9 protein-coding genes are annotated in these 12,939 nt (G+C 68.2%); 7 read left to right on the forward strand and 2 right to left on the reverse strand.

Features of this window, described 5'->3' with window-relative positions; all coding sequences use genetic code 11:
* The 4 genes from PO768_RS02255 to phnX form a co-directional block, all read left to right on the forward strand.
* Nucleotides 1–652 (forward strand): ABC transporter ATP-binding protein (locus PO768_RS02255; protein WP_336297739.1); only part of this gene is annotated, 652 nt, incomplete at its 5' end.
* The gene (locus PO768_RS02260) at nucleotides 649–2,361 is read left to right on the forward strand and encodes a putative 2-aminoethylphosphonate ABC transporter permease subunit (RefSeq protein ID WP_442953164.1); all 1,713 of its coding nucleotides are present in this window, start codon (nucleotides 649–651) and stop codon (nucleotides 2,359–2,361) included. The genes PO768_RS02255 and PO768_RS02260, both read left to right, overlap by 4 nt.
* 14 nt (nucleotides 2,362–2,375) lie before the next feature.
* A complete protein-coding gene (locus PO768_RS02265) occupies nucleotides 2,376–3,488 on the forward strand; it encodes a TIGR03364 family FAD-dependent oxidoreductase (protein WP_272644720.1) in 1,113 nt (370 codons plus the stop codon).
* A 38-nt stretch (nucleotides 3,489–3,526) separates the two neighbouring features.
* Nucleotides 3,527–4,333 (forward strand): phosphonoacetaldehyde hydrolase, encoded by an 807-nt coding sequence (phnX, locus tag PO768_RS02270; RefSeq protein WP_272644721.1) that lies wholly within the window; start codon nucleotides 3,527–3,529, stop codon nucleotides 4,331–4,333.
* Between the two features lie 20 nt (nucleotides 4,334–4,353).
* On the opposite strand, the gene PO768_RS02275 is transcribed toward phnX, so the two are convergent.
* The gene (locus tag PO768_RS02275) at nucleotides 4,354–6,267 is read right to left on the reverse strand and encodes a glucokinase (RefSeq protein ID WP_272644722.1); all 1,914 of its coding nucleotides are present in this window, start codon (nucleotides 6,265–6,267) and stop codon (nucleotides 4,354–4,356) included.
* A gap of 498 nt (nucleotides 6,268–6,765) precedes the next feature.
* Between PO768_RS02275 and glk the strand changes: the two genes are divergently transcribed.
* The 3 genes from glk to PO768_RS02290 all read left to right on the forward strand — a co-directional run bounded on the left by glk (nucleotide 6,766) and on the right by PO768_RS02290 (nucleotide 11,653).
* A complete protein-coding gene (gene glk, locus PO768_RS02280) occupies nucleotides 6,766–7,743 on the forward strand; it encodes a glucokinase (RefSeq protein ID WP_272644723.1) in 978 nt (325 codons plus the stop codon).
* Nucleotides 7,744–8,044: 301 nt separating this feature from the next.
* A complete protein-coding gene (locus PO768_RS02285) occupies nucleotides 8,045–10,831 on the forward strand; it encodes a TonB-dependent receptor (RefSeq protein WP_272644724.1) in 2,787 nt (928 codons plus the stop codon).
* 60 nt (nucleotides 10,832–10,891) lie between these two features.
* Entirely contained in the window at nucleotides 10,892–11,653 is a 762-nt protein-coding gene (locus tag PO768_RS02290; protein WP_272644725.1) for a sugar nucleotide-binding protein, read from the forward strand.
* Here the strand turns inward: PO768_RS02290 and PO768_RS02295 are convergent.
* A complete protein-coding gene (locus PO768_RS02295) occupies nucleotides 11,621–12,907 on the reverse strand; it encodes a sterol desaturase family protein (RefSeq protein WP_272644726.1) in 1,287 nt (428 codons plus the stop codon). The two genes, PO768_RS02290 and PO768_RS02295, sit on opposite strands and share 33 nt — an antisense overlap.
* Between the last annotated feature and the right edge of the window lie 32 nt (nucleotides 12,908–12,939).

The raw sequence follows: 12,939 nt of genomic DNA on the forward strand, positions 1-12,939 counted from the left end.
GCTGGCGCCGCGGCCGCCGCTGCTGCTGCTGGACGAGCCGCTCTCGGCGCTGGACGCCCAGGTGCGCCAGGGCCTGCGCGCCGAGATCCGGCGCCTGCAGCAGCGCCTGGGCATCACGACCATCATGGTCACGCATGACCAGGACGAGGCACTGTCGATGGCCGACCGCGTCGTCGTGATGCACCAGGGCCAGATCGAGCAGCAGGGCAGCCCGCAGCAGCTCTATGCGGCGCCGGCCACGCCTTTTGTCGCCGGCTTTGTCGGCAAGATGAATCTGCTGCCGGGCCTGGTGACCGGCGCCGGACGGGCCCGCGTCGGCACGGCCGAGCTGGCCTGCGCCAGCGCCAGCTTCGCCCGCTACAAGACCGGCAGCCCGGTGCTTTTGGGCTTGCGGCCCGAGTGCCTGCGACTGCACGCCCAGGCCGGACCGAACCGCCTGCCGGTCAACCTCGTCGAGGCCATGTTCCTGGGTCATTGCAGCCTGCTGCGCCTGCGCTGCGAGGCGCTGGACGCGCAGCTGGAGCTGCAGCTGGCCACCGAGGGCGACGCCCAGCTGCCGGCCTGGTTGAACGAAGGCCCGCTGTGGGTGGAGCTGCCGCCCGAGGCGGTCAGCGCGCTGGACACGCCCTTGTCGATGCGGGTGGCGGCATGAGCGTGGTGTTGTCAGAGCCCCTGCTGCTGCCCAAGGCGGTCGCGCAGCGGGGTGAGGCGCGCGCGCTGGGCGGCCTGCTGGGTTTGGCGCTGATCGTGCTGGCCGTCGCGGTGGCGCTGCCGGTGGCGGCGCTGCTGCTGCTGAGCTTCTACGGTGCCGACGGGTCCTTCGTCGGCCTGGCCAACTTCATCGCCTATGCGCGCGGCCCGAATGTGCTGGCCTCGCTGGGCAACAGTCTGTGGCTGTCGGCCGCCAGCGCTGCGATCTGCGTGACCCTGGCCTATGGCTATGCCTTCGCGCTGATGCACAGCTGCATGCCGGGCCGGGGCCTGCTGCGCGCGATCGCGCTGGTGCCGCTGCTGGCGCCTTCGCTCTTGATGGCCATCAGCCTGATCTATCTGTTCGGCAACCAGGGCCTGCTGAAGGACTGGCTCGCCGTGCTGGGCCTGGGCCCGGCCTATGGGCCTTTCGGCATCATCGCCGGCTCGGTGCTGTGGACCTTTCCGCATGCGCTCTTGATCCTGTGCACCGCGCTGGCCAGCGGCGATGCGCGGCTGTACGAGGCCGCCGCCAGCCTGGGCGCGAGCCGCTGGCGCATCTTCCGCACCGTGACCCTGCCGGCCAGCCGCTACGGCCTGCTGATCTCCTATGTGGTGGTGTTCGTGCTGGTGATCACCGATTTCGGCGTGCCCAAGGTCATCGGCGGCAACACCCAGGTGCTGGCCACCGACATCTACAAGCAGGTGATCGGCCAGCAGCAGCTGCAGATGGGCGCGGTCGTGGCCTTGCTGCTGCTCTTGCCGGCCGGGCTGGCCTTCTGGGTCGAGCAGCGCCTGCGCGCGCGCCAGTCGGCCGCCTTGAGCGTGCGCGCGGTGCCTTACCGGCCCAGTCCCTGCAAGCCACTGGACCGCGCGCTGCTGCTCTATTGCGGCCTGATCGCCGGCGCACTCGTGCTGGTGATGGGCGTGGCGCTGTTCGCCTCGCTGGCGACCTACTGGCCCTACAAGCTGCAGCCTACCCTGGCCAACTACAACTTCGACCTGATGGACGGCGGCGGCTGGGCCAGCTATGGCAACTCGATCAAGCTGGCTTGCGCGACCGCGGTGCTGGGCGCGGGCCTGAGCTTTCTGACCGCCTATCTGGTCGAGAAACCGCGCCGCTTTGCCGCCGCACGCGGCCTGCTCAATGCGGTCGCCAGCCTGCCGATGGCGGTGCCGGGTCTGGCGCTGGGCCTGGGCTATATCCTGTTCTTCAACGCCGCCTGGAACCCCTTGCACTTCATCTATGGCGGCATGGCCATCCTGGTGCTGTGCACGGTGGCCCATTTCTTCTCTGTCGCCCACATCACCCAGCTGACCGCCTTGCGCCAGCTCGACCGCGAGTACGAGCTGGTGGCCGAGTCGCTGGGCGTGCCCTTCTGGAAGACCCTGTGGCGCGTGCACCTGCCGGTGCTGCTGCCGACCCTGATACAGGTGGCCGGCTACTTCTTCGTGAACGCGCTGACCACGGTCTCGGCCGTCGTCTTCCTCTATTCGCCCGAAACCACGCTGGCCTCGGTGGCCGTGCTGGCGATGGACGATGCCGGCGATATCGCCCCGGCGGCCGCGATGGCCTGCCTGATCTTCCTCAGCGCCGCGAGCGGCCGCCTCTTGCTGGCGGGCCTGGAGCGGCTGCTGATTCAAAAGACGCAGCGCTGGCGCGCTGCATGAAAGACCGAGAAGCAATGACTGTGGATGTGTTGGTGGTGGGTGCGGGCATCGTCGGCCTGGCCCATGCGTATGAGGCGGCCCGGCGCGGGCTCAAGGTGATGGTGCTGGAGCGCGATGCGGCCTGCATAGGCGCGTCGATCCGCAACTTCGGCTTCGTCACCGTGACCGGTCAGCAGGCCGGTGCCAGCTGGGCGCGGGCGCGGCGCTCGCGCGAGGTCTGGGCCGAGCTGGCGCCGCAGGCCGGCATCGATCTCGTTCATCGCGGCCTGTGGCTGACGGCTCAGCGACCCGAGGCGCGCTCGGTGCTGGAGGCCTTCATGGCCACCGAGATGGCCCAGGGCTGCGAGCTGCTGAGCCCGGCCGCCGCGGCCGCGCGCTTTGCCGGATTGCGGACCGAGGACTTGCAGGCGGTGCTTTACAGCCCGCATGAGCTGCGGGTCGAGTCGCGCAGCGCGATCCCGCAGCTGGCGGCATGGCTGGCCGAGACTCACGGCGTGCAGTTCCGCTTTGGCGAGGCGGTGCTGTCGGTGGCCACACCCGAGGTGCAGACCTCGCGCGGCGTCTATCGCGCCGAGCGCGTGATCGTCTGTGGCGGTGCCGAGCTCAACGGCCTGTTCGCGCCGCTGTGGCAGCCGCATGACTTGCGCCTATGCCAGCTGCAGATGCTGCGCGTGCGGCCGCAGGCCGGCTTCCGGCTGGAAGGCTCGGTGATGGGCGACCTGAGCCTGGTGCGCTACGAGGGTTATGCGGCCCTGCCCGAGGCGCAGGCGCTGCGCGAGCGGCTGCAGGCGGAGGAGGGCGCCAGCCTTGCGCACGGCATCCATCTGATCGTCGTGCAAAGCGCCGATGGCTCGCTGGTGGTGGGCGACTCGCACCACTACGGGCCGGTGCTGCCGCCGTTTGCGCTGGAGGAGGTCGACGCGCTGATCCTGCGCCATCTGCGCACGGCGCTGCGCCTGAGCGAGGCCACGGTGACCGAGCGCTGGGTCGGCACCTATCCCTCGTCGAGCCGCGAACCCTGCCTGGTGCTGGCACCCGACGCCGCCACCCGCGCGGTCACCGTCACCAGCGGCACCGGGGCCAGCACCGCCTTCGGCCTGGCCGAAGAGGTGTTCGCCGCCTGGTGAGCAAAGAAACAGACAAGGAAAACAGACAAGGAATGGCGATGACTCAACTTCAAGCGCTCGTGTTCGACTGGGCCGGCACCATCATCGACCATGGCAGTCTCGCGCCGATGGGCGCTTTCGTCGAGCTGTTCGCGCGCCACGGCGTTGCGATCAGCATTGACGAGGCCCGGGCGCCGATGGGTCTGGCCAAATGGGACCATATCCATGCGCTGGGCACGGCGCCGCGCATCGCGGCCGAGTGGCTGCGCCAGCATGGCCGGCCGTTCTCTGACGCCGACTGCGACGCGCTCTACGAGGAGTTCACGCCGATGAATGCGCAGAGCGTGCGCAACCATGCGGCGCTGATTCCGGGCGCGCTGGACGTGGTGCAGGGCCTGCGCGAGCGCGGCCTGAAGATAGGCTCGACCACCGGCTACAACCGCCCCATCATGGAGGTGGTGCTGCCGCTGGCCGCGGCCCAGGGCTATGTGCCCGACAACCTCGTCTGCGCCGGTGATATGGCCAGCGCAAGACCTGGCCCCCTGATGATGGTGCGGACGCTGTCGGACCTGCAGGTCTGGCCGCCGGCGGCGGTCGTGAAGGTGGACGACACGGTACCGGGACTGCTGGAGGGCCGCGCGATCGGCGCCTGGGTGGTGGGCCTGGCCGTCAGCGGCAACACCCTGGGCCTCAGCGAGGCGCAGTGGCTGGCCCTGCCGGCCGAGGAGCAGCAGCGCCTGCGCGAGCGGGCCACGGCCGAGCTGCGCGCCGGCGGCGCCCACTATGTGATCGACAGCGTGGCCCAGCTGCCGCCGGTCATCGAAGACATCGAGCGCCGCTTGGCTGCCGGCGAGCGGCCCGACTGAGGCCGGGGTGAATCGGCCGCTCAGCGGCTGTGCGAGGTCAGCCGGGCCAGCGGCGTCGCCAGGCTGACACCCGGCGCGGCCGCGCTGGCGCCGCGCTTGGGCGGGGTGCTGCTGAGCACATCTTCGTCCAGCTCCTCGCGGGCCTTGCCCGGCAGCTGGCCCAGGCCCTCGGGGTTGCGGCGCATCGCGACGCCGACGGCCAGGATGTCGATGACCAGCAGATGCAGGATGCGGCTGACCATGGGCAGATGGGTGGAGACATCCTCGACATGGTCGACGATCAGGGTCGCGTCGGCCTTGCGGGCCAGCGGTGACTGGCTGGCCGTGATCGCGACCACGGCGGCGCCGCGTTCGCGCGCCTTGTCGGCCACCGCCGCCAGCTCGGGCAGCTTGCCGCTGGCGCTGATGATGACGGCCACATCGCGAGGCCCCAGCACATTGGCGGCCAGCGACTGCAGGCGCGGATCGGTGTAGGCGCTGCTGGGCACGCCGAAGCGCAGGAACTTGAACTGCGCGTCCTGGGCCACGACGCCGTAATGGCCGACGGCATAGAACTCGATGCGGTCGGCGCGCAGCAGCAGCTCGATCGCGCGATCGATCATCTCGCGGTTCAGTGCGCTGCGCACCTGCAGGATGGCCGAGGCGGTATTGCCCAGCACCTTGGCACCCAGCTCCACCATCGAATCGTCATGGGTGACCTGGGTGTGGGTCACCGGCACGGTGCCGGTCAGGCCCGAGGCCAGGCGCAGCTTGAAGTCGGACAGGCCCTCGCAGCCCAGCGAGCGGCAAAAGCGGATCACGGTGGGCTGGCTGACATTGGCGGCGCGGGCGATCTCGGCAATCGGCGCATTCAGCGCATCGCGCGGATGGGCCAGCACATGCTCGGCCACGCGCAGCTCGGCCGGCGAGAGCTGTTCGCGCGCGCGCCGGATCTGGTTCAGGATGGCCGCGCCCGGCGCGGTCTTCAGTGTGCGCAGCTGCGCGTCCAGGATCGCCGAGGCGCCGATGAAGGTGGCGTGCTCGGCGGTGATCACATAGGTCGGGATCGCTGCCACATAGGCCGAGAAGCGGCCCTTGTCCTCGAAGCGCTGGCGGAAGGCCGAGCGGTCGAAATACTCGCCCAGCCGCGGCACGATGCCGCCGCCGATATAGATGCCGCCCAGGGCACCCAGGGTCACCGCCAGATTGGCCGCGGCCGTGCCCAGCAGCGCGCAGAACAGCGCCAGCGTCTCGACGCAGACCGGGTCGCTGGCATCCAGCGCCCGCTGCGTGATCTCGGGTGCCTGCAGCGCCTCGGCCGGGCGGCCGGCATAGTCGGCCATCGCGCGGTAGATCAGTTCCAGGCCTGGGCCTGACAGCAGGCGCTCGAAGGACACATGCTCGAACTCTCGCCAGGCGAAGCGCAAGAGCGCGATCTCGCGCTCGTTGCGCGGCGAGAAACTGGTGTGGCCGCCCTCGGTGCCCAGCGCCACCCAGCCCTCGCCGGCCGGGATCAGGCCCGAGACCCCCAGGCCCGAGCCCGAGCCGAGCAGGCCGACGACGCTCTGCTTATTGGCCTCGCCGCCGCCGATCTGGCGCACGTCGCGGCCCGACAGGCGCGGTAGGGCCATGGCCAGCGCGGTGAAGTCGTTGACGACGACCAGGGTGTCCAGCCCCAGGCGCTGGCGCATCTCCTCGATCGAGAACTGCCAGTGGTAGTTGGTCATCCTGACCTGGTCGCCCTCGACCGGGTTGGCGATCGCGACGCCGGCATGCTCGATCTTCAGCGCCGGCAGGGTCACCAGATAGGCGCTGACGGCGGCATGGAAGTCGGCGTGGTCGGCGCAGCGCAGCGAGGCGATGTGCTCGAACTGGCCCTGGGCGGTTTCCAGCGCGAAGCGGGCATAGGTGCCACCGATGTCGGCAATCAGCCGGGGACTGTCGAAGGGAACCATGGCGATAGTTGGGCGGGGGAGAAGGTGATGGGCAGGGCGGCTGAATCTTTTCGTCGCCGGCGTGTCCGGATGCACGGGGCGGGTGCGCGCGATTATGGGGCCGCCGGCCCTCATCTCACCCCCGGCAAAGCGCGCACAGCGGGGCCGGCGCTGCGGCGCTGACACGACCAATCCTGCCTGTTTGTTTGTAGCTAAGCTACATTTCCGTAAGCGTCTTTGCACGGTGAATCGACGGATATGCATACAAGCCGATCTGGTTTTTACTGGTGAACATGGATTTATGGGTTCTTGCTCTTGTGATGTGAATGTAGTTTTGTTACCTTGTACTCCAGTAGAGCCAACAGCATCGGCGGCCTTTCTCCTGGTTTGAAGCGGGTGGAGGGTGGCCAGCAAGCCTGAGACCATCGTGCATTGCCAACTTCCTGATTCCTTGCGGGCCCTCTTGTGGTCTGTCCTGTCGTGCCCGTCCGTGTGTCCTGCTGTGCCGGGGGTGCGCTCATGACGGCGGCGCCCTATCTGGTGGCCGATATCGGCGGCACTAATGCGCGCTTTGGCTGGGTGGCGGCTGGCGGCTCGGCGGTGACGCAGGTGCGCACGCTGCCGGTGCCGGCCCATGCCGGGCCGGCGGAAGCGGCGCGGGCTTATCTGGTCGGGCTGCAGCGTGATCTGGGTGCGGCCTACCGGGCGCCGCAGCGGGCCGCGTTCGCGGTCGCCACCGCGGTGGCCGGAGACCGGGTGGAGTTGACCAACAGCCACTGGAGCTTTTCGCGCGCGGCGGTGCAGGCGGATCTGGGGCTGGATGTCTTGCTGATGCTCAATGACTTCGAGGCGCTGGCGCTGTCGCTGCCGCGCCTGGAGGCGGCGCAGCTGCGTGCGCATGGCGGGGTGTTGCCGCGGCCGAGCGGCACCTTGGCTGTCATCGGCCCCGGCACCGGCCTGGGTGTGGCCGGGGTGGTGCAGACCGCGCAGGGCTGGCTGGCGCTGCCGGGCGAGGGTGGGCACGCGACGCTGGCGCCGGCCGATGAGTTCGAGAGCGAGTTACTGGCACGGGTGCGGCGCGACCATGCCCATGTGTCCGCCGAGCGCTTGCTGTCCGGCATCGGTTTGCCGGTGCTGCATGGGGCGGTGGCGGCGGTGCTGGGCCAGCCGGTGTCGGTGCCTATGAGCACCGAGGCGATTGTCGAGGCGGGGGTGGGCGGCGCCGATGCGCTCAGTGCCCGCACGCTCGATGCCTTCTGTGCCTTGCTGGGCAGCTTTGCTGGCAATGTGGCGCTGACCCTGGGGGCGCGTGGTGGTGTCTATATCGGTGGCGGCATCGTGCCACGCCTGGGCGAGCGCTTCTTTGCCTCGCGCTTTCGGGAGCGCTTCGAGTCCAAGGGGCGCTTCCGTTCCTATCTGGAAGGCATTCCTACCGCCTTGATCACCGACACGCTGGCCGCGCTGGGTGGGGCGGCGCTGGCGATCGAGCAGGCCTGACGGGTTGGTGTTGTCTGGCTTCGGTGTTGTGTTTTTGCAATGTAGTTGAGCTACATGAATGGCGTTTGGCGCCCGGAGCAACACCGCTGTGAGGTCTTGGTGGTGGCTTGTTTCATAGAGAAAAAGCCAAAATTCTGATTTCATTAAGGGTTTTCGGCTGTGTTGTGAAAAATCTAGTTTTGGTACAAACAAGGCTGTAGCGAGATTCCGGAACAAGAAAAAAAGCGCAGGAATCCGGGCAGGCCTGGGTGGACCGGCCCACCGTTTGTGTTGCGTCGATGACATCGTTTAGGAGACAAAGATGACGAATGCTGTGAACCAGGCCGGCGCCACGCCCGGCGCTTTGTGGAGACTCAGTCCGGTGGCCGGTGCCTGCACCGTGCTGCTGATGGTGGCCACGGTGGCGCAGGCCCAGCAGGCCGCCCAGACCACCTTGGACACCGTCACGGTGACCGGCATCCGCCGCGGCATCGAGGCTGCGATCTCGGTCAAGAAGAACTCGGACTCCATCGTCGAATCGGTCTCGGCCGAGGACATCGGCAAGCTGCCCGACAGCAGCATCGCCGAGTCGATCGCCCGCCTGCCGGGGCTGTCGGCCCAGCGGGTGGCCGGTCGCGCCCAGGTGATCAGCGTGCGTGGCCTGTCGCCCGACTTCGCCACCACCTTGCTCAATGGCCGCGAGCTGGTCAGCACCGGTGACAACCGCAGCGTCGAGTTCGACCAATACCCGTCCGAGCTGCTCAGCGGCGTGACGGTCTACAAGACGCCCGATGCCGGTCTGGTCGGCCAGGGCCTATCGGGCACGCTGGACATGCAGACGGTGCGGCCGCTGAACTTCGGCAGCCGTGTGGTCGCGCTGAACGCGCGGGGTCAGCGCAGCTCCTTGGGGGCTGCGGCCAATGCCAAGGCCACCGGCAACCGCTTCAGTGCCAGCTATATCGACCAGTTCGCCGACAAGACCATAGGCCTGGCCATCGGCTACGCGCACCAGGAAACCCCGGTGCAGGAAGAGCAGGTCGGCCTGTATGAGCCCTGGAAGGTCGAGGGCCGCCCCGGTGTGGCCGCTGGCAGCTATGTGATGGACGGCATCAAGGCGCTGCGCCGCACCGGCAAGACCACCCGCGACGGCGTGATGGCCACGGTGGAGTTCCGCCCGTCCAAGCACTGGATCAGCGTCGTCGACGCTTTCGCCGCCGAGGCCAAGCAGGTCGACACGGCCAACCAGTTCGAGCTGAACCTGCAGTACAACGGCAACTTCCCCTGCAACCCGGCCTGCACCTGGACCGATGCGACGGTCAACGGCAACGGCACGCATACCGGCGGCACCATCACCAATGTCTACCCGCTGGTGCGGGGCATGTACAACAAGCGCGATGACAAGATCTCGGCGCTGGGCTGGAACAACAAGTTCCAGTTCGACAACGGCATCAGCGTGGTGGCCGACCTCAACTACTCCAAGGCCAAGCGCAATGAGCTGAGCCTGGAGAACAATGCCCAGCTGAGCCCGGTCGGCGGCGTGCCCTTCGACACGATCAAGCTGAACTTCGCGAGCTCGAACTTCTCGACCATGGTGCCGCAGCTGGACTACTCGGACCCGGCCAAGCTCTTCCTGCGCGGCACGATCTACGGCTCCGGCTACGGCAAGGTGCCTCGCGTCGAGGATGAACTCAGCGGCTTCAAGCTGACCGGCAACTTCCCGGCGCCGACGATGTTGTCGGGCCTGGTGGCCGATATCGACGTGGGCCTGAACTACGCCGACCGCTCCAAGAAGAAGCGCCAGCCCGAGGGCAATATCAATGTGGGCGCGCAGGGTGACACCACGGTGGCGGCCGATCTGCAATACCGCCCGGTCGATCTCGGCTTTGCCGGTCTGGGCATGATCCCGGCCTGGAATGTGCCCGGCGCGGTCGGTCGCTATATGACCTTCAACCCGACCGATACCGAAGGCTATCTGATCGCCAAGGCCTGGGATGTGGAAGAGAAGACCACGACCGCCTTTGCCCGCGCCAATGTCGACAGCACGATGTTCGGCCTGCCGGTGCGCGGCAACTTCGGTCTGCAGATGGTGCGCGTCGAGCAGCAGTCGACGGCCAACTACTTCGACGGCACCGCACCGGTCGGCAGCCAGGTCAAGCCGGTCACCGAGGGCAAGACCGTGACCGACTTCCTGCCCAGCCTGAACCTGGCTTTCTCGCTGGGCAATGACCAGACCCTGCGTTTCGCGCTGGCCCGCCAGATGGCACGGCCGCGTGTCGACCAGCTGCGCTCGGCGCTGGACTTCGGCATCGACAAGGCCAATGGCAAGCCCGGCGCCAGCGGCGGCAACTCGCAGCTGGACCCCTGGCGTGCCAATGCGCTGGACGTGTCCTACGAGAAGTACTTCGGCTCCAAGGCCTATGTCGCGGCCGCCGGTTTCTACAAGGATCTGCGCAGCTATATCTACACCCAGGGGCGCGACAACTACGACTTCTCGAAGTTCGTCGCCGGCTACTTGCCGCCGACCAACTGCGGCGCCGGCAACCAGGCCTGCCCGCCGGCTCTGGATACGGGCACCTACACCGCGCCGTTCAACGGCAGCGGCGGCAAGCTCAAGGGCGTGGAGCTGTCGGCCTCGCTGCCGCTGAACCTGGTCAGCCCGATGCTCAATGGCTTCGGTCTGGTCGCCAGCGCCAGCTTCACCAGCAGCAATATCCGTATCAAGGACATTGACCCCGATGTCGTCAAGAGCGTGGGCAATGATCCGATCAGCCTGCCGGGCCTGTCCAAGCGCGTCTACAACCTGACCGCCTACTACGAGCGCGACGGTTTCGAGGCCCGCATCAGCCAGCGCAAGCGTTCCGACTTCATCGGCGAGATCGGTAACTTCAACGGCAGCCGCACGCTGCGCTATGTGGTGGGCGAGAGCATCGTCGACCTGCAGCTGGGCTACAACTTCAACCAGGGCGCGTTCAAGGGCCTGGGCCTGCTGTTCCAGGTCAACAACCTGGGCGACGACGCCTACCGCACCTATGCGGCCAGCAAGGACCGTCCGCTGGAGTACATGAAGTGGGGCCGTACCTATCTGGTCGGTGCGAACTACAAGTTCTGATCGGCTGTCAAAGCCTTCCGGCCCCGGACGCTCTCCGGGGCTTTTTTACTGGAGTTCGACATGCGCTGTCTGATCACCGGATTGAGGGGCACGCTGGCGCCGGTGCTGGCCCGGCAGCTGCGCGAGGCCGGCCACGAGCTGCTGGGCTGGGACCGTGAGCGGGTCGATCCCGAGGATGCGGCGGCGGCCTCGGCCTGGCTGGCGGCGCAGCGCCTCGATGCGATCGCCCATCTGGCGATGGGCAGCGCCGACTGGGCCGGCCGGCTGGCCGCCCATGCGGCCGCGCGGGGCCTGCCCATGCTTTTCACCAGCACCGCGATGGTGTTCCATCACGAGCCCGACGGTCCGCATGGGCCGCAGGATGCGCGCACCGCGCAGGACGATTACGGCCGCTACAAGATGGCCTGCGAGGACGCGGTGCGCGCCGCCTGCGCCGAGGCCACGGTGGCACGCATCGGCTGGCAGATCGATGCCGAGCGCCCCGGCAACAATATGCTGATGGCGCTGGACGATTGGCAGCGGCGCGAGGGTCGCGTCGCGGCCAGCGCCGCCTGGCGACCGGCCTGTTCCTTCATGGACGACACGGCCGCCGCGCTGACGGGCCTGCTGCTGCGGCCCGAGCCGGGCGTTGTGCATCTGGACAGCAATGCCGATGAGGCCCATGGTTTTGATCGAATTGCTGCGGCCCTGCGGGCGCGCTTCGGGCGCAGCGATTGGCGCATCGAGGTGCATCGGGACTATCGCCACGACCAGCGCCTGGCCGGCGGCCAGCGGCTGATGCCGGGCTTGTCAGAGCGGCTGCCCGAGCTCCTTGCTGCCTGAATCGCCAGCCGAAGGCTTTTTTGTTGCTGTCGCACGCAGCAGCCGCGGCAGCAGGGCCAGGCCGGCCAGCGCGGCCAGCAGGCTCAGCGCCCACAGCGCGGTGCCCGGCGCCAGCAAGACCTGACCCTGCCAGAGCTGGGCGCCGGCCGCGCCGCCCAGCCCCAACAGGCGCAGCCGTTCGCCACCGACCGCCGCCACCGGGTCTTCCAGCAGCCGGGCCAGCAGCACCAGGCTCAGCACCAGACCTGCCGCGGCGGCCAGGCCCAGCTGCAGGCTTAAGCGCGGCTCCACCGCCAGGAAGTACACGCCCAGCAGCAAGAGCAGCGCCAGCTGCAGCAGGCCGTACAGCGGCAGGCCCGGCGGCAGCGGCGGCGCATAGCGGACAAAGCGCGCCAGATCGGGCCTGGGCTTGGGCGCCAGCCGCTCGGCGGCGGCCGGCCGCCAGGCGGGGCGCCGAAACCAGATGGTCAGCTTGTCGCGCCAGTTGTCGGCCAGCCGGGCGTCGCGCCACAGCTCGGCATAGTTGCGGGTATTGGCCTGCCAGACACTCCAGCTGCGCAGCGGCCCCAGCACACCATAGACGATGGGCTCGCCCTCACGCTCCTCGACAAAGGTGCCGAACAGCCGGTCCCACAGAATCAGGATGCCGCCGTAGTTGCGGTCCAGGCAGTAGTCGTTCTGGCCGTGATGGACGCGGTGGTTGGACGGCGAGACAAAGACCCGGTCGAACCAGCCCAGCTTGCCGACCAGCCGGGTATGGACCCAGAACTGGTAGAGCAGATCGATCAGGCCGACGACGACAAACATCAGCGGCGGCACGCCCAGCAGGGCCATCGGCAGGTAGAAGATCCAGCTGAACAAGAACCCGGTGCTGGTCTGGCGCAAGGCGGTGCTGAGGTTGTATTCCTCGCTGCTGTGGTGCACCACATGGGCGGCCCACAGGATCGCGACCTCATGGCCGAGTCTATGGTTCCAGTAGTAGAGGAAATCGTAGAGCAGGAGGGCCAGCAGCCAGGCCCAGACGGCGTCCAGCGGCCACTCGAGAAGCGCACCGTGCTGCCAGACCAGGGTGTAGAGGCCTACCGTCATCAGCTTGGTGAACACGCCCGCCAGCTGGCTGCTGATGCCGGCTGACAGGCTGGCGACCGTGTCGGCAGCGCGGTAGACGGCCTCGCCGCGGCGGCGGCTCCACAGGAACTCGGCCGCCATCAGCAGCACAAAGACCGGGACGGCGTAGACGATGGGATTGAGCATGGCCGAAGTCTAGGCCCGCCCCTCGGGCCTGG

This window comes from Paucibacter sp. XJ19-41, assembly GCF_028462495.1.
Lineage (GTDB): Bacteria > Pseudomonadota > Gammaproteobacteria > Burkholderiales > Burkholderiaceae_C > Roseateles_E.